General features: G+C 60.9%; 15 protein-coding genes and 1 other RNA gene. All 16 read left to right on the forward strand.

Translation table 11 applies throughout. The features are described 5' to 3' along the window. Positions 1-99: 99 nt before the first annotated feature. The gene (locus RIN56_00470) at positions 100-1,107 is read left to right on the forward strand and encodes an AI-2E family transporter (GenBank protein MDR7865254.1); all 1,008 of its coding nucleotides are present in this window, start codon (positions 100-102) and stop codon (positions 1,105-1,107) included. A 22-nt stretch (positions 1,108-1,129) separates the two neighbouring features. Continuing rightward, positions 1,130-1,579, forward strand: a complete 450-nt coding sequence (locus tag RIN56_00475; protein MDR7865255.1) for a Fur family transcriptional regulator — start codon at positions 1,130-1,132, stop codon at positions 1,577-1,579. Next, complete coding sequence (gene hemZ, locus RIN56_00480; protein MDR7865256.1) at positions 1,569-3,077, forward strand: coproporphyrinogen dehydrogenase HemZ; 1,509 nt, start codon at positions 1,569-1,571, stop codon at positions 3,075-3,077. Before RIN56_00475 ends, hemZ begins: the two co-directional genes overlap by 11 nt. 15 nt (positions 3,078-3,092) lie before the next feature. Then, positions 3,093-4,358 (forward strand): histidine--tRNA ligase, encoded by a 1,266-nt coding sequence (gene hisS / locus RIN56_00485; protein ID MDR7865257.1) that lies wholly within the window; start codon positions 3,093-3,095, stop codon positions 4,356-4,358. A gap of 1 nt (position 4,359) precedes the next feature. Next, positions 4,360-6,147 carry an aspartate--tRNA ligase gene (gene aspS / locus RIN56_00490; GenBank protein MDR7865258.1) on the forward strand — a complete coding sequence of 596 codons (1,788 nt, stop codon included), beginning with the start codon at positions 4,360-4,362 and terminating at the stop codon, positions 6,145-6,147. Positions 6,148-6,303: 156 nt separating this feature from the next. Then, a non-coding RNA gene (ssrS, locus tag RIN56_00495) (6S RNA) lies at positions 6,304-6,483 on the forward strand. 313 nt (positions 6,484-6,796) lie between these two features. Continuing rightward, positions 6,797-7,840 carry a GntG family PLP-dependent aldolase gene (locus RIN56_00500; GenBank protein ID MDR7865259.1) on the forward strand — a complete coding sequence of 348 codons (1,044 nt, stop codon included), beginning with the start codon at positions 6,797-6,799 and terminating at the stop codon, positions 7,838-7,840. Positions 7,841-7,857: 17 nt separating this feature from the next. Continuing rightward, complete coding sequence (locus RIN56_00505; protein ID MDR7865260.1) at positions 7,858-9,168, forward strand: replication-associated recombination protein A; 1,311 nt, start codon at positions 7,858-7,860, stop codon at positions 9,166-9,168. Between the two features lie 170 nt (positions 9,169-9,338). Next, entirely contained in the window at positions 9,339-9,761 is a 423-nt protein-coding gene (locus RIN56_00510) for an Rrf2 family transcriptional regulator (GenBank protein MDR7865261.1), read from the forward strand. Between the two features lie 10 nt (positions 9,762-9,771). After that, a complete protein-coding gene (nifS, locus tag RIN56_00515) occupies positions 9,772-10,980 on the forward strand; it encodes a cysteine desulfurase NifS (GenBank protein ID MDR7865262.1) in 1,209 nt (402 codons plus the stop codon). 21 nt (positions 10,981-11,001) lie between these two features. Then, a complete protein-coding gene (gene nifU / locus RIN56_00520; protein MDR7865263.1) occupies positions 11,002-11,376 on the forward strand; it encodes a Fe-S cluster assembly scaffold protein NifU in 375 nt (124 codons plus the stop codon). A gap of 4 nt (positions 11,377-11,380) precedes the next feature. Continuing rightward, positions 11,381-12,469, forward strand: coding sequence for a tRNA 2-thiouridine(34) synthase MnmA (gene mnmA / locus RIN56_00525; GenBank protein ID MDR7865264.1), 1,089 nt, complete (start codon positions 11,381-11,383; stop codon positions 12,467-12,469). A gap of 148 nt (positions 12,470-12,617) precedes the next feature. Further along, positions 12,618-13,142, forward strand: a complete 525-nt coding sequence (locus tag RIN56_00530) for a PRC-barrel domain-containing protein (GenBank protein ID MDR7865265.1) — start codon at positions 12,618-12,620, stop codon at positions 13,140-13,142. 198 nt (positions 13,143-13,340) lie between these two features. Then, a complete protein-coding gene (locus RIN56_00535) occupies positions 13,341-13,541 on the forward strand; it encodes a hypothetical protein (protein ID MDR7865266.1) in 201 nt (66 codons plus the stop codon). Positions 13,542-13,580: 39 nt separating this feature from the next. Next, positions 13,581-14,615: an AI-2E family transporter gene (locus RIN56_00540; GenBank protein MDR7865267.1), complete on the forward strand. Its 1,035-nt coding sequence runs from the start codon at positions 13,581-13,583 to the stop codon at positions 14,613-14,615. A gap of 112 nt (positions 14,616-14,727) precedes the next feature. Then, positions 14,728-17,352: an alanine--tRNA ligase gene (gene alaS, locus RIN56_00545; protein MDR7865268.1), complete on the forward strand. Its 2,625-nt coding sequence runs from the start codon at positions 14,728-14,730 to the stop codon at positions 17,350-17,352. Positions 17,353-17,405: the final 53 nt, after the last annotated feature.

The raw sequence follows: 17,405 nt of genomic DNA on the forward strand, positions 1-17,405 counted from the left end.
AAGGCTGGCGAAATCGGAACGTGCACCTGGGGATTTCTGAACGGCCTCAGAATTAACGGGTTGGAGTGATTTCTTGTGCCCAAACCGTATTTTATCTGGATGAAAATAGTCGTTGTTCTGGCGGCGTTCTATCTGCTCAGCAAGGTTACGCCGATTTACCTGCCGATTATCCTCGCCATCGTCTTCGCCTTCATCATCAATCCGCTGGTAAATCATCTCGTCCGTTTGCGGATCGGCCGTCGCTCCCTGGTGCCTCACGGCCTGGCGGTAGCATTGTCGATCGTCGTTGCCATCGGTGTACTGGCGGCGATTGTGAGCTTTATCTTTTCCCCGTTCGTCAGCGAGTTCAACCGGTTGATCGTCAACCTGCCGGTACTGATACAGAAAATCCAGGCTTTGACAGGGCGGCTTGAGGAACAGGCCAGTTCCATAAACCTGCCGGCCAACATCCGGCTGATGATTGACCAGATATTGTCGAGCGCCGCCTCCTACGCCGTCACGATCGGCCGCAGGGCCCTCGGCGCCACCGTGGGCTTTGCCTCCCAGGTCGTGGAGCTCGTGGTCGTTCCGGTGCTGACGTACTATTTTCTTAAAGACTGGCGGGAACTGAAACTGTCGACACTCGAAGCGCTGCCGCCCGACTGGCGGGATAAGGGACGCGTCATCGTCGAGGAGATGGGGGCGACGGTCAGCGGCTATATTCGCGGCCAGGCGGTCGTCAGCGTCGTAATGGGCTGTCTTGCCTTCGCCGGCATGTACTTTCTGGGAGTCGACTACCCGCTCGTCTTCGGACTGCTGACCGCCCTCACCGAAACCATCCCGATAATCGGCCCGATCATCGGCGCCGCTCCTGCGGTATTCCTGGCCTATCTTGCCGCGCCCGAGCTGGCGGTAAAGGTCGTCATCTTTTTCCTGGTGATCCACCAGCTCGAAAATCATATCATCGTGCCCAAGATCATGGGCAAATCGATCGATCTTCACCCAGTGACGGTCATCATCAGCCTGCTTATCGGCGGACAGCTGATGGGGGTCGTGGGCATGATCCTGGCGGTGCCGGCGGCGGCCCTGCTGAAAGTGCTCTACAGGCATCTGTGGCACTACGAGTGAACAGTGGGAAGGGGTTGAGCAAATGAGCATCACAATGGCCGATCTGCGGCAGAAGTTCCGCGACCGCCAGTACAAGCTGACATCGCAGCGTCAGACTATCCTTCAGGCTTTCCTCGATCACCCCGACCGGCACCTTTCGGCCGAGGATGTTTACACCATCGTCCGCCAGCGGGCGCCTGAGATCGGCCTGGCGACCGTCTACCGCACCCTCGAGTTGTTCGGCGAACTTGAAATCGTCCAGCGGCTGGATTTCGGCGACGGCCGGCAACGCTACGAGATCAACGAGACCAGCACCCCCCACCACCATCATCATCTCATCTGTCTTAACTGCGGCAAGGTGAAGGAATTCGGCGACGACCTGCTGGAAACGCTGGAGACGGCCATCGCCAAACGGAGCAAATTCGCCATTGTCGACCACCAGTTGAAATTCTACGGCTATTGCCAGGAGTGCCAGAAGCGACGTGAAGGTTAACGGGTATTACCTGCCGGCTGCCGACGGGGGACTGGCCGGTGCGGTGGCGGACGCCGCCGCGCTGTTCGCCCTCCCCGCCGCCGGTGTTTTAGCGGACGGCGATATTGCCGCCCAGCTCCCTGCAGGCGACGTTTTTATCCGCAACACAGTGACAGACGGAACGGACAGGTCGGTCATAACCGAGGTTTTTTTCTGGCGCGAAGCAGGAGTGTTGGGTTGCCACAGCAGGCGGAAGAGGGCGGCAGACGGGGAGGCCGGATCCGTTCAGCGGCTTGTGCGCCTCAACCTGCATGCAATTTTGCAACGGCTCACCGGACGCAGTCCGGGGCCGTGGGGCATCCTGCGCGGCGTGCGGCCGATAAAGATCGTGCATCGTTTACTGGACAACGGGCTCACGCCCGCGGCGGCGGCTGAAAGGCTCGCCGCCGACTACGCCGTCGACCGGGACAAAGCGCGCCTCCTCGCCGATATCGGCCTCAGGCAGCGTTCTTTCCTGCACGCCGGACCGGAAGGCCGCCGCCTGGTGAGCGTTTACGTCAGCGTGCCGTATTGCCCCTCGCGGTGTCTGTACTGCTCGTTTCCCGCCAACGTGCTGCCCGCCGACCATGCAAAGGTGGCGGCTTTTTTGAGCGCCCTTGAGGCCGACATCGCCGCCGCCGCCGAGCTTATCGCCCGCTGGGGGCTTACGGCCGAGACGGTGTACATCGGCGGCGGGACCCCGACCAGCCTTGGCGACGCCGACTTTGCCCGGCTGCTTGCGAAGGTGCGCGGGGCTTTTGTCAGCGGCGCCACGCGCGAGTTTACCGTCGAAGCCGGCCGACCCGACTGCATCACCGACGGCAAGGTTGCGGCGATGGCGGCGGCGGGAGTGACGCGGGTAAGCGTAAACCCGCAGACGATGCAGGAAAAAACCTTAAAACTTATTGGACGAAACCACACCGTCCGCGATATAATAGTAATGTTTAGGAAAATACGCTCTGCCGCTATCCCGGTTATTAACATGGACATAATCGCCGGCCTGCCGGAGGAGACCGAACAGGATATGGCCGCAACAATGGCGAGTATCGCCGCGCTTGCGCCCGACAATATCACCGTCCACACCCTGGCAATCAAACGGGGGTCGCGCCTGGCCGCCGGCCAGGAGGACGTGACGTTGCCGGACGAGCGCACGACCGCCGCCATGCTTGCCATCGCCGCCGACGGGGCCGGCAGCCTGGGACTTGTGCCGTATTACCTCTACCGCCAGAAGCACATGACCGGCAATCTGGAGAATGTCGGCTACGCCCGTCCCGGCGCGGAATGCCTCTACAACATCCAGATCATCGAGGAACGGCAGACAATCATCGGTGTGGGTCCTGCGGCCGCCACCAAGGCGGTTGCCGCCGACCACCGCCTCGACAGCAGCTACAACCCCAAAGACGTCGACACTTATATCGCCAACATCAACCACTACATACGGCGGCGGGAGGCTCTCATCGCCGCGTTGTTCAGCCGCTAAGGAGGAAAGAATAAGATGGAGATTTCCGCTCCACGGGGCACGAAAGATATATTGCCGGACAGCAGCAGCCACTGGCAGTACGTGGAAAAGACGGCCAGGGAAGTGTGCCGCGACTATGGCTACCAGGAAATCCGCACGCCGGTGTTCGAACACACCGAGCTTTTCCTGCGGGGCATCGGCGAGACGACCGACATCGTCCAGAAGGAAATGTACACCTTCACCGACAAAGGCGGCCGGAGCATCACGCTGAGGCCGGAGAACACCGCCGGCACTGTCCGCGCTTACCTCGAACACAAGCTGTACGGCGAAAACCAGCCGGCCAAGCTGTATTATATCGGCCCGATGTTCCGTTACGACAAGCCCCAGGCCGGCCGGTTCCGTCAGTTCCACCAGTTCGGCATCGAGGCGGTCGGCTCCGCCGGCCCGATTGTCGACGCCGAGATCATCATGGCGGCGGTCGAGTTCTTTACCAGGCTGGGCCTCAAAGACCTCAACCTGTTCATCAACTCGGTCGGCTGTCCCAAGTGCCGCCCGGTTTACCGCGCCAAGATCCAGGACGCCCTTAGAGGGAGCCTCGGCGAATTCTGCGAGGATTGCCGGTCCCGTTTCGACCGCAACCCGATGCGCATCCTCGACTGCAAGAACGAAAGGTGCCAGCAGCTTTCCAAGGATGCGCCCCAACTGAGCGACTGCCTCTGCGACGAGTGCCGGGACCACTTCGCCGGCCTGCAGGCCGTGCTGACCGCCGCCGGCGTCGACTATAAGCTCAACCCGCGGCTGGTGCGCGGCCTCGACTACTACACCAAGACGGCCTTCGAAATACAGTACCCGCCGCTCGGCGCCCAGAGCGCCGTGTGCGGCGGCGGCCGCTACGACGGGCTGATCGAGGAGATCGGCGGCAACCCGACGCCGGCCATCGGTTACGCCATCGGTCTGGAAAGGGTCCTCCTGGCGCTTGAAAAGCAGCAACTGCTGCCGACGGCAGACAGGGGCATCGCGGTATTCGTGGCGGCGTTCGACGACAAGACGCGCGTGCTGGCCTTCAAGCTGGCGACCGAGCTACGGCGGGCAGGCCTCGCCTGCGAGCTGGACTATCTCGGCCGCGGGCTCAAGGCCCAGCTCAAACAAGCCAACCGCTACCCGGCCCGCTTCGTGGCCATCATCGGCGAGGAGGAAGCGGCTCAGAATAAAGTCGCGCTAAAGAATATGCAGACCGGCGAGCAACAATTGGTGGACGCCGGGCAGGTGGAACAGAAGATACGCGCGGGGATGGAGGACTAATATGGACTCGCTTCTTGGTTTGAAACGCACCCATAGCTGTGGTGAACTGACAAAACAACACGCCGGCCAGGAGGTCGTGCTGTGCGGCTGGATGGCCCGCCGCCGCGATCACGGCGGCCTGATTTTCGTCGACCTCAGGGACCGCACTGGAATGGTACAACTGGTATTCTCGCCCGACATCGACCCCGCCGCTTTCCACAAGGCGGAGGCCGTCCGCACCGAATACGTGCTGGCGGTTCGCGGCACCGTGCGAATGCGCGACACCGACACCGTCAACGCCAACATGGCGACCGGCGAAATCGAAGTCACCGGCGCAGAGCTGCGCATCCTCAACGCGGCCAAGACGCCGCCCTTCTATATCCAGGACGATGTCGACGTGGACGAGGTCCTCAAGCTCAAATACCGCTACCTCGACCTTCGCCGTCCCGAGATGCAGCACAACCTCATTCTCCGCCACCGGGTCGCCAAGCTGATGCGGGACTTTCTCGACCGCCAGGGTTTCATCGAGGTCGAGACGCCGATGCTGACGAAAAGCACTCCCGAGGGTGCGCGGGACTACCTGGTGCCCAGCCGGGTAAACCCCGGCAAGTTTTACGCGCTGCCCCAGTCGCCGCAGATTTTCAAGCAACTGCTGATGGTGGCCGGCTACGAACGCTACTTCCAGATCGCCCGCTGCTTCCGCGACGAGGACCTCCGCGCCGACCGGCAGCCGGAGTTTACTCAGCTCGATATCGAAATGTCCTTCATCGACCGCGAGGAAGTGCTGACGATGATGGAGAACATGGTCGCCTACCTGTTCAAGGAAGCCATCGGCGCCGACGTGCCGACGCCATTCCCGCGGCTCGGCTACGACGAAGCGATGGACAAGTATGGCTCGGACAAGCCTGACCTGAGATTCGGCATGGAAATGATCGACCTCACCGAAGCTGTGCGCGGCTCGGACTTCAAAGTATTCGAGAATGTCCTCGCCGCCGGCGGCAAGGTCAAAGCCATCAATGTGAAAGGCTACGCCGCCATCCCCCGCCGCGAGCTGGACGGCCTGGTGGAATACGTCGGCCAGTACGGCGGCAAAGGCCTGGCCTGGATGTGCTATACCGGCGAGGGCATAAAGTCGCAGATCACCAAATTCTTCAGCGAAGCGACGATTGCCAAGGTGACGGCCGCCGCCGCCGCCGAGGAAGGCGACCTGCTGCTCATCATGGCCGACGCGCCCGCGACCCTCAACCCCGTTCTTGGCCAGCTCCGCTTGGAGATGGGCCGCCGCCAGAGCCTCATCGTCGCCAACAAGCTGGCCTTCGCGTGGGTCCTCGATTTCCCGATGTTCGAATACGACCCGGAAGACAAGCGCTGGGTGGCTATGCACCATCCGTTCACCTCGCCCCGCGACGAGGATGTCGCCTACCTGGACAGCGACCCCGGCCGCATCAGGGCCAAAGCCTACGATATGGTCCTCAACGGCACCGAGCTGGGCGGCGGCAGCATCCGTATCTACCAGCGCGACCTGCAGGAAAAGGTCTTCAAGGCTATCGGCCTTGCGGACGAGGAAGCGACCGAGCAGTTCGGCTTCCTGCTGGAGGCGTTCGAATACGGCACTCCTCCCCACGGCGGCATCGCCTTCGGCCTCGACCGGATGGTGATGCTGATGGCGGGCCGGCCTTCGATCCGCGACGTCATCGCCTTCCCCAAGACGCAAAGCGCCACCGACATCATGTCCCAGGCGCCGTCGGCGGTTTCGCCCCGCCAGCTAAAGGATCTCGCCGTCAAGCTGGATATCGTGGTCAAAAAATAAAGAAAAAAGCGGCTCGGATAATTCTCCCAGGCCTTGGCGTACAAGACTTCCTGGCAAAATATCCCGGCCGCTTTCTCCTTGCTTTTCGCCGGCAAGTTTGCTAATATAAAGACGGAATCCGTTAATAACGGAAAAGTCAAATAACTTTCGGTGTAATAACCCCTGCTGTGTGCGTGGGATGCCGATGTTTTGAGCCAACACAGTTACTGCGGGAGCCCGGACTCTGATTGTGGCGTGTATGCCCCTGAACGCCTGGGGACACATAAAGCAGTCAGGAGGGCACCCACCTGCCGAGGCAGGTTCAAAACAGGGGCGATACGGCACGGTGGGGATTATTATGCTTAGCCGGCACTGGCGTGCGGGCTTTTGTTTTATCCGGCAGGAATATCGCGGGGCAGGGGGGAATTTCCTACAATACAGAAATGGAGGGAAGGTAGTGAAAGATTTTCTGCGCAAACTCTGTAGTCCCTGAATATTGATGTGGGTGCTGGTGGCACTCGTTGTGCTCGTCCCGCTGCTGCTCAAATAACGGCCGTCGATAAGCCTAACGCCTGCCTTCCCTTAGGGCGGCGTTTTTTGTTTCGCGCTCATAGGATTTTTGCCTTTTGACCAGAATTAATAAAAGAATAACGAAAGTAGGAGTGATCACGTGCGAGTAGTCGATTTGCGCAGCGATACCGTGACGATGCCGACCGAGGAGATGAGGCAGGCCATGTTTCGGGCCGATGTCGGCGACGATGTATACCGCGAGGATCCCACCGTCACCGCCCTTGAGGAGCTTGGGGCGGCGATGCTTGGCAAGGAAGCCGGCCTTTTCCTCACCAGCGGGACGATGGGCAACCAGGTGGCGGCGATGGCCCACACCAAGAAGAGTGACGAGATCATTTGCGAGATGGAGTCGCATATTTACTATTACGAGGTTGCCGGGCTGGCCTGTCTGTCCGGCGCTCAGGTGCGGCCGGTCATCGGCGATCGCGGCATAATGACCGCCGCCGCCATCCGGGACGCCATCCGCGGCGTCGATGTGCACGCCCCTGACACCGGTCTCATCTGCCTGGAAAACACCCATAACCGGGCCGGCGGTACCTGCTATCCGCTTGCCGAACTTGCCGCTATCCGCAAGCTGGCCGACGAGTTCCGTATTCCCGTACATATGGACGGGGCCCGTATCTTCAACGCCGCGGTCGCTCAGGGCGTACCCGCGGAAGAGATCGCCCGCCACGCCGATACCGTGCAGTTTTGTCTTTCCAAAGGTCTGGCTGCGCCGGTGGGTTCGCTGCTGGTCGGCCCCCGCTCATACATCGAAAAGGCCCGCCGTTTTCGCAAGATGCTGGGCGGCGGCATGCGGCAGGCCGGCATTATCGCCGCGGCCGGCGTGGTGGCGCTGAAAACGATGGTCGGGCGGCTGGCCGAGGACCATGCCAACGCCAGAGCGCTTGGCGAGGCAATTGCCGCCGGCGGCTACACCATCGATATGGGCACAGTGCAGACCAATATCGTCATTTTTTCCATGGACGGCCTGAAAACCGACGCTCCCGCCTTCGTCGCCAGGCTCAAGGACTTCGGCGTCAAGGCCAACGCCTTCGGAGACCGGCGCGTGCGGATGGTGACCCATTTCGGCATCGACCGCGCCGATATCGATTACACCATCGATGTCTTGACCAAGCTAAAGCAGGAGTGCCAGGCAGTTTAGAAGGAAGGACTTTCATAATGAGCCTTTTCGAGGAACAGGAGACCGGGCCGCAGCCGCCGGCGCCGCTGGCGGTGAGGATGCGCCCGCAGACGCTGGCGGAATTTGTCGGCCAGGCCGATCTCATCGCCCCCGGCCGCTTCCTCCGCCGCATGATCGACGCGGACACCGTGCCGTCGATGATTCTCTTCGGGCCGCCGGGCACTGGCAAGACCACCCTGGCCCACATCATCGCCCGTGAGACCGACGCCCAGTTCGAGCAGCTCAACGCCGTTTCGGCGGGGGTGGCCGACATCCGCCGGATCATCGACGGGGCCCAGAAGCGGCTTAGGTTGCTGCGCCAGCGCACCATCCTGTTCGTCGACGAGATTCACCGTTTCTCAAAGTCGCAGCAGGACGTGCTGCTGCCGTTCGTGGAGAACGGGACCGTTACGCTGATCGGCGCCACGACGGAGAACCCGTATTTCGAGGTCAATTCGCCGCTGCTCTCGCGGGCGCGGGTCTTTCGCCTGCTGCCGCTCGGCCATGGCGAAGTCGTATCCCTCCTTGCCGCCGCTCTGGCCGACGGGGAACGCGGCCTCGGCAAAACCGGCATCGCCTGCGCGCCGGAGGTGCTGGCCGCCATCGCCGATTTTACCGGCGGCGACGCCCGCGTAGCGCTGAATCTGCTGGAACAGGCCGCCGCGATGCTGCCGGAGGACGGCCCGCAGGATATAACCCTCGACCTTTTGCGATCGATCGCCGGCGAACGGGTGATCGGCTACGACAAGAAAGGCGACACCCATTACGACGTGGCGTCGGCTTTCATCAAAAGCATGCGCGGCTCGGACCCCGACGCCGCCCTCCATTACCTGGCCCGAATGCTCGAAGCGGGGGAGGACGTCAAGTTCATCGCCCGCCGGATCGTTATCTGCGCCGCCGAAGATGTCGGCAACGCCGACCCGCAGGCCCTGGTCGTCGCCACAGCGGCCATGCACGCCGTGCAGTTCATCGGCCTGCCCGAGGCCCGCATCCCGCTTGCCCAGGCAGTGGTCTACATCGCGGCCGCCCCGAAGAGCAACGCCGCCTATGCGGCTGTCGACCAGGCCATGGCCGACGTGCGGGAAAAAGAGGGCGGCCGGGTGCCGGTGCACCTGCGGGACGCCAGCTATAAGGGCGCCAAGCAGTGGGGCCACGGCAAGGATTACAAATACCCCCACAGTTACCCCGGCGCTTACGTACCCCAGCAGTACCTGCCGGACGAACTTAAGGGCGCCGTCTATTACCGGCCCAGCGACCGGGGCTTCGAGGCCGAGATCGCCCGCCGGCTGCGCGAGCGGGGCAATAAGTGACCAACGAAGACATGAGGTCCGCCGCATCCCGGGCGGACTTTTTACGGCCGGAATAAATCCGAGTAACGGGGTCAAAAATAATAGCGCATCGTCTTTACAACCCGACCTTTTTCTGGTATATTGAATCTAAAGAAATCCTATCGTAATACTCGGAAAAGCGGGTGATCCAAATGAAGTTGTCCACCAAAGGACGTTATGGCGTATCCGCCATGTTCGATCTGGCTCTCCACCACGGGCAGGGGCCGATTTCCCTCAAGAGCGTCGCCCAGCGCCAAGGGATTTCCGAGCACTATCTCGAACAACTGATGGGTACGCTGCGTAAAGCCGGCTATGTCAAGAGCGTGCGCGGCGCCCAGGGAGGATACACCCTCACCAAGGCGCCGGCGGAGATTACCGTTGGCGACATCATCCGGATAATGGAGGGGCCGACCGCGCCGGTGGATTGTCTGCTGGCCGACGCCAAGGACAACAAATACTGCGTACGGGCCGGACATTGCGTGACGCGGGGCGTGTGGGCCAAAGTCCGTGACAGCATCGATGCTGTGCTTGATTCGATTACCCTCGCCGACCTGGCGAATGAAGACAAATCATAGGAGTGATAGCATGAACCGCATTTACTTCGACCATTCGGCCACAACCCCCGTCGACAAGGAAGCGGCAGCGGCGGCGCTGGAATACATGACCGAAAAATTCGGTAACGCGTCGAGCATCCACGGTTTTGGCCGCGAAGCCCGCAAAGCGGTTGACGAAGCCCGCGAGAAGGTGGCCGCGCTCATCGGGGCGACCGCCAACGAAATTTTCTTCACCAGCGGCGGCACTGAGGCCGATAACCTGGCCATCAAAGGCGTGGCGTTCGCCAACCGCAAAAAAGGCAATCATATTATCACCTCGGCCATCGAGCACCACGCTGTGCTCCACACCTGCGAATATCTTGAAAAACACGGCTTTACGGTGACTTATCTGCCAGTGGACGAACATGGCATGGTGCGCATCGAGGATGTGAAGAACGCCATCACCGACAAAACCATCCTTATCTCGATCATGTTGGCGAACAACGAAGTCGGCACCATCCAGCCGGTGAAGGAAATCGGCGCGATCGCGCGCGAAAAAGGCATCTACTTCCACACCGATGCCGTTCAGGCGGTGGGAAACTATCCCATTAACGTCCAGGATATGAATATCGACCTGCTGGCGATGTCCGGCCATAAATTCCACGCCCCCAAAGGCGTCGGCGCCCTCTATATCAGGCGCGGCGTGCGCATCGAGGCGGTTCAGCACGGCGGCGGCCACGAACGCAACCTGCGGGCCGGCACCGAGAACGTTCCCGGCATCGTCGGCCTCGGTAAGGCAGCGGAAGTCGCCAAGCGCGATATGGCCCAAAAGGTCATGTACATCGGCAAACTTCGCGACAAGATAATCAGCGAGGTCATGGCGAAGATTCCCCATGTAAAGCTCAACGGCCACCCGACCGAGCGGCTTCCCGGCAACGCCAACTTCAGCTTCCTCTTCGTCGAAGGCGAATCGCTGCTTCTCAACCTCGACCTCAAAGGCATCGCCGCCTCCAGCGGCTCGGCCTGTACCTCAGGTTCGCTCGATCCGTCCCACGTACTCCTGGCGATGGGGCTTACCCACGAAGTGGCCCACGGATCGCTCCGCATCACCCTGGGACGCGGCAACACCGCCGAAGAGGTGAATTACTTCCTCGAAGTACTGCCGGAGATTATCGACAGACTGCGGGCCATGTCGCCGCTGTTCGGCGAGAGCGCCCAAACCGTTGTCAACAATCCGTGCAGCGAATGCCACATGCATTAATGATAAGATAGGGGCGATACCATGTATACGGAAAAAGTAATGGACCACTTCACCAACCCGCGCAACGTCGGCGATATCAAAGACGCCGACGGCATCGGCGAAGTCGGCAACGCCAAATGCGGCGACATCATGCGGATATACCTGAAAGTGGACGACAACGACGTCATCACCGATGTCAAATTCAAGACCTTCGGCTGTGGCGCCGCCATCGCCACCAGCAGCATGGTCACCGAGATGGTGAAGGGCAAAAAGCTATCGGAAGCCCTGGAGATTTCCAATCAGGCGGTCGCCGAGGCGCTGGGCGGCCTGCCGCCGGCCAAGATGCACTGTTCCAACCTGGCCGCCGACGCTTTGCACCATGCCATCAAAGATTACATCGACAAAAAAGGAAAGTGATAGCGTGACGGCTAAACCGAAAGTGGTCGTCGCCATGAGCGGAGGGGTGGACAGTTCTTTGACTGCCGCCCTTCTCGTGCGCCAGGGCTACGACGTCATCGGCGCGACGATGCAGATTTGGGACAGCGAACGCGAAGACACGGACGATCGGGGCTGCTGCTCGCTGTCGGCGGTGGGTGATGCCCGCCGGGTAGCCGACAAGCTGGGCATCCCTTATTATGTGCTCAATTTCCGCCAGCTTTTTCAGGAGACGGTCGTCGACTACTTCATCGCCGAATACGCCGCCGGTCGTACACCCAACCCCTGCATAGCCTGCAACCGCTACGTAAAGTTCGAGGGCCTGCTGCAGAAAGCGCTGGCGCTGGGGGCGGAGTATGTCGCCACTGGTCACTACGCCCGCATCGGCTACGACGGGGCTAGAGGGCGGTTCCTGCTCCGCAAAGGTTTAGACCCAGCCAAAGACCAATCTTATGCGCTTTACCACCTCAACCAGCATACCCTCAGGCATTTCCTCATGCCGCTGGGTGAGTACACAAAGACGGAAACCCGCCAGATGGCCCGCGAAATCGGCCTCGCCGTGGCCGACAAGCCTGACAGCCAGGAAATTTGTTTCGTCCCCGACGACGACTACCAGAGCTTTCTCGCCGCGAAGGCTCCTGCGAGCCTGAAGCCCGGCGACATCGTCGACACTCACGGCCGGGTGCTCGGCCGCCACAAGGGGCTGCCCCTCTATACCGTCGGCCAGCGCAAGGGCCTTGGCATCGCCGCCGGGCGACCGCTTTACGTCGTCGCCCTCGATACCGACCGCAACCAGGTAATCGTCGGCGACGATAACGACGTTTTCGCCAGCGAGCTGCTCGCCGGCGATCTCAACTACATCGCCTTCGACAACCTGACCGCCCCGCTGGCGGCAGCCGTCAAGATCCGCTACAGCGCCCGCGAGGCGCCGGCGCTGATAACGCCCCAGCCCGACGGCCAGGTTCGGATAAGCTTCGAAACCCCCCAGCGGGCCATCACGCCCGGCCAGTCGGTCGTCTTTTACGACGGTGATATCGTCCTCGGCGGCGGCATCATCGGCAGGGTAATAAGGTAGGGCTGACAGGGGAACAGAAAATTGGAGGATTATCACTGCGAGGCCAAGGAAAAGTTCGTACGAACTTTTCCTTGGCCTTTTTAAATAAAAGACGGCGAATCCGGCCATAATACTAACGCAGTCTGTTTCCACGGAAAGGCTGGCCTGTATGCAGAATCTGCGCCGTTTGCTCGGCCTGCCGGTGCTGGAGATCGAACAAGGCACCCAGATTGGCGAAGTACAGGAAGTGGTCCTGAACGTCGGGCAGGCGGCCGTCACCGGTTTGGTGATCGCCGAGCCAACCTGGTTCAGCCACGAACGGGGCATCTTCTTCGCCGACCTTTACAGCATCGGGCGCGACGCGGTAACCGTCAGGAGCGCGATGGCGGTGAAGGACTTTTCCGCGGCCATGGCCGCCTCCGGGGTTGACAGACTATCGGCGTTGTGCGACAAGGAAATCTACACCGAGACAGGCGACTATCTCGGCGTGATGACCGATGTCTCCTGGGAACCGGCGACAGGGGAAATCCGTTTCTATGAGCTGTCGGACGGATTCATCACCGATTTCCTCAGCGGTCGCTTGATCATGCCGCTGCCGCCGGCCCAGGTGGTAGGCAAGGACAAGCTGATCGTGCCGGAAACAATGATCGATCTGCTCCAGACGGCAAATCACGATCCGGGTGGTGTGTGTTAATGGTGACTTGCCCTGTGTGCGCAAAGCGCGCGGTCGGCAAGGTCGGAGCGGACCAGTATTACTGCTGGGACTGTTGTGTGGAGTTCGTCGTCCGCGGTCCGCGCGTGACGATCTTCAACGTCGAACCTGACGGCAGTCTGACACTGTACGCCGACCCCATGGCTGGGGGCGTAAATTTAGGGATGCAAGAGGGGGGATATGATGCGCAGCAAATTCATGCACGGGTTAATCTGGGGTAGCGTTGTCGGTACCGTAATCGGCGCCATCATGAGTCCCATGCTGAGACCGCAAAGGAAACCGCTGATGGAACGGGGCGCCGAAGCCCTTGAGCACACGACGCGGGATCTTATGCGGGAAGCCCGCCGGGCCAGGAAAAGGATTATGAAGAAACTTGACTGAAGGGCAGGGGAGACCAGAAGGTCTCCCCTTACCTGTGGGGTGAAACACTTGCATATAAAGCGGACAACGATTCGGGTCGCACTGCTGCTTTTTGCCGCGCTCGCCGTCGTCTATTTCTTGTGGTTGGTGCGCGGCGGGCTGTACCCATTTTTAATCGCGTTCTTTCTCGCCTATATCCTCAATCCCGCGGTCGATTATATAGAGGGGAAAGGCTTAAAAAGGGTATGGGCAATTGCGTGCGTTTACGTGCTATTGTTTATATGCCTATTCATCGTCGGCAGCCGGTTAATCCCGGTATTCATCCGCGAACTGGAAAGCTTCGGACAGGAACTGCCCCTAATGACTGCCAAGGGGGAAGAACTGATCGTCTCCCTCCAGTCGCAGTATCAGCAATCCGCGTTGCCCTACTCGCTGCGCATCGCCCTCGACAACGGCCTCATAACCCTTCAGGAGACGCTGCAGGCGCTTGTCGCCGGTATCGTCGCCGGCATCGTGCACGCCCTAACCCATTTCATCGGGCTGGCGATCAGCCCGGTGCTGGCTTTCTATCTTCTCCATGACTGGCACGAACTGATCGCGACCGTGCTCCGCACGCTGCCCGCCCGCTGGCGCCACGAAACCGTCCTCATCCTCCGCGATGTCGACCGCGTGCTGTCCGGCGTGATCCGCGGCCAGGTTACGGTGGCCGTAATCGTCGGCATCCTCGTCAGCACAGGTCTATATCTCCTTGATGTCCGCTACGCCCTCATCATCGGCATCCTCGCCGGCGCACTCGATGTCATCCCCTACTTCGGGGCCTTCATCGGCGCCACCCCGGCGGTCACGGTCGCCCTGCTTTCGTCGCCTGTGCTGGCCCTAAAGGTCGCCCTGCTATTTTTCGTCATCCACCAGCTTGAGGGAACGATCATCGGCCCCAAGATCCTCGGTGAAAATGTCGGGCTCCACCCCCTGTCCGTTATCCTCTTCCTGTTCATCGGCGAAGAACTGGGCGGACTGGCGGGCATGCTGCTCGGCGTGCCGGTGGGGGCGGTGGGGAAGGTGCTGCTGAGCCACTTATTGCGTATTATGATATAATACCGCTCCAGCGTTTTCCGACGGCTGAGAGATCGTTGACGGAGGCCCATTAATTGACAACAAAGCTTAAATTATGTATAATTCCAGGAGAATGTTTGCCTAATTGTGGAGGTTGATAAACTTGACCGGAAACGAACTGCGCAAGAAATTCCTGCAGTTTTTCGCCAGTAAAGATCATCTCGTGCTCCCCAGCTATTCGCTTGTTCCCGAAAACGACCCTACCTTGTTGCTAATCGGCGCCGGGATGGCACCGTTCAAGCCTTTCTTCACAGGCAAAATGAAGCCTCCCCACCTGCGTATCGCCACAAGCCAGAAATGCGTGCGCACCGGCGATATCGAAAATGTTGGCCGCACCGCGAGACACCATACTTTTTTCGAAATGCTCGGCAACTTCTCCTTCGGCGATTACTTCAAAAAGGAAGCCATCGCCTGGGGCTGGGAGTTCATCACCAAGGAACTGAGCCTGCATCCCGACAAACTGTGGGTCACCATCCACACCAAAGACGACGAAGCCTTCGAAATATGGCGCGATGACATCGGCGTACCCACTGACCGTATCATCCGCATGGAGGACAACTTCTGGGAAATCGGCCCCGGCCCCTGCGGCCCCTGCTCGGAGATCTATGTCGACCTCGGGCCGGAACGCGGCTGCGGCAAGCCCGGCTGTGCCGTCGGCTGCAACTGCGACCGTTACCTGGAAATATGGAACCTCGTCTTCACCCAGTTCGACCGCGACGAAGCGGGCAACTACACGCCGCTCGCCAAGAAAAACATCGACACCGGAGCCGGCCTCGAGCGCATTGCGTCGGTGCTGCAGAACAAAAAATCCAACTTTGAGACCGACCTGCTCTTTCCGATCATCGAGTACATGGAGAAGGTCGCCGGCGTCAAATACGGCGTCGCCGCGTCAACCGACGTCTCTCTGAAGGTCATCGCCGACCACGGCCGCAGTATGGTGGTAATGATCGGCGACGGTATCCTGCCCGCCAACGAAGGACGGGGCTACGTGCTCCGCCGCATCCTCCGCCGCGCCGTCCGCCACGGACGCCTGATGGGAGTCGACAAACCCTTTCTCGCCGACCTCGTCGATGTGGTCGCGGGTATCTTCGCCGAGCCCTATCCCGATATCGGCGAAAAGCGGGCCTATATCAAGAAAGTCGTCCAGATGGAGGAAGACCGCTTCAGCGCCACCCTCCTCCAGGGTCTCGAACTTCTCAACAAGCACGTCCAGGAAATCAAGGCCGCCGGCGGCAAAATGCTGGACGGGGCTTCGGCTTTCCGCCTCTACGACACCTTCGGCTTCCCCTGGGAACTCACCGAGGAAATACTGTCCGAAAACGGCATGTCCATGGACAAGGCCGCCTTTGACGACGCCATGACCCAGCAGCGGGAGCGCGCCCGCGCCGCCCGCAGCGAAAACGCCCGCATCGATCTGCCTGACCTTACCGGCGTCCTCAGTGAGCCTGTGCTTCACGACCCGTGCGCCGAAACCGCCAAGATCATCGTCATCCTCAAGGACGGCAAGGTCATCGAAGAAGCCAACGACGGCGAGGAGGCGGCCGTTATCCTCAGCGTCACCCCCTTCTACGCCGAAAGCGGCGGCCAGGTCGGCGACGCCGGCGTAATCGCCGGGCCCCTCGGCAAGATGCAGGTCAGCGCCGCCCAGAAGCTGCCTGACGGCACCATCTACCACGTCGGCTACATCGAAGAAGGGTTGCTCAAGACCGGCGACGCCGTAAAGGTGGCGGTGGAAATGTCCCGGCACCGGGCCACGGCCCGCAACCATACCGCGACCCACCTTCTCCACGCCGCCCTCAAACAGGTTGTCGGCGGGCACGTCAATCAGGCCGGTTCGTTGGTCGGCCCCGACCGGCTGCGTTTCGATTTCACTCACTTCGCGCCGGTCAGCGACGCGGAGCTGGCCGAGGTCGAGAAGCTGGTCAACCAGGCCATCCTCGACAACATCCCGGTCGCGGCTATCGAAACCACCCAGGACATTGCCAAGGACATGGGCGCGATGGCGCTGTTCGGCGAAAAATACGGCCATAAGGTCAGGGTAGTCGTCGCCGGCGATTTCAGCAAGGAACTGTGCGGCGGCAGTCATGTCGGCAGCACAGCCGAAATCGCCCTGTTCAAGATCGTCAGCGAAGCGAGCGTCGGCTCCGGCCTGCGCCGGATCGAGGCGGTCACGGGCGGCGGCGCGCTCGAATATATCAACAATCGCGAACGCATCCTCGCCACTGCCGCGGCGGCTCTCAAAACCCGGCCGGAGGAGCTGGCCGGCAAGATCGAAGCCCTCACGGCGGAAATCAAGGAAGTGGAGCGCGAACTGGCGAAGGCCAACGCCGAAAAGGCAAAGGGCGAAGTCCATCGCCTGGCGGAAAATCCGGCCGTCATCGGCGGCTGCCAGGTTATCAGCGCCGAGGTCGCCATTCCCGACATCGAAGGATTGCGCAACCTTGCCGACATGCTGCGCGACAAGCTGACCGGCAAGGCCGGCGTGATCGTGCTTGGCGCCAAGCAAGGCGACAAGGTCAGTTTTGTGGCCACAGCTACTCCCCAGGCCGTCAGCCTCGGCGCGCACGCCGGCAACATCGTCAAGGCCGCGGCGGCGGTCGCGGGCGGCGGCGGCGGCGGCCGCCCGGACATGGCCCAGGCCGGCGGCAAGCTCCCCGAAAAATTGCCGGAAGCTCTGAAAGCGGCCGAAACCGCCATCGGCAGCCAGGTTAACAAGTAGGCATCAGGGGCGGGCCGGCGGCCTGCTCCTGTTTTTTTCCTTCACACACAGGA

The organism is Sporomusaceae bacterium (assembly GCA_031460455.1).
Taxonomy (GTDB): domain Bacteria; phylum Bacillota; class Negativicutes; order Sporomusales; family UBA7701; genus Anaeroselena.

What these genes read in the sequence shown, in the direction of transcription:
- RIN56_00505 (MDR7865260.1), top strand. Translation starts at nt 7,858, where the DNA reads ATGAGCCTTTTCGAGGAACAGGAGACCGGGCCGCAGCCGCCGGCGCCG.
- nifU (MDR7865263.1), top strand. Translation starts at nt 11,002, where the DNA reads ATGTATACGGAAAAAGTAATGGACCACTTCACCAACCCGCGCAACGTC.
- hisS (MDR7865257.1), top strand. Translation starts at nt 3,093, where the DNA reads ATGGAGATTTCCGCTCCACGGGGCACGAAAGATATATTGCCGGACAGC.
- aspS (MDR7865258.1), top strand. Translation starts at nt 4,360, where the DNA reads ATGGACTCGCTTCTTGGTTTGAAACGCACCCATAGCTGTGGTGAACTG.
- RIN56_00475 (MDR7865255.1), top strand. Translation starts at nt 1,130, where the DNA reads ATGAGCATCACAATGGCCGATCTGCGGCAGAAGTTCCGCGACCGCCAG.
- nifS (MDR7865262.1), top strand. Translation starts at nt 9,772, where the DNA reads ATGAACCGCATTTACTTCGACCATTCGGCCACAACCCCCGTCGACAAG.
- RIN56_00470 (MDR7865254.1), top strand. Translation starts at nt 100, where the DNA reads ATGAAAATAGTCGTTGTTCTGGCGGCGTTCTATCTGCTCAGCAAGGTT.
- RIN56_00535 (MDR7865266.1), top strand. Translation starts at nt 13,341, where the DNA reads ATGATGCGCAGCAAATTCATGCACGGGTTAATCTGGGGTAGCGTTGTC.
- RIN56_00530 (MDR7865265.1), top strand. Translation starts at nt 12,618, where the DNA reads ATGCAGAATCTGCGCCGTTTGCTCGGCCTGCCGGTGCTGGAGATCGAA.
- RIN56_00510 (MDR7865261.1), top strand. Translation starts at nt 9,339, where the DNA reads ATGAAGTTGTCCACCAAAGGACGTTATGGCGTATCCGCCATGTTCGAT.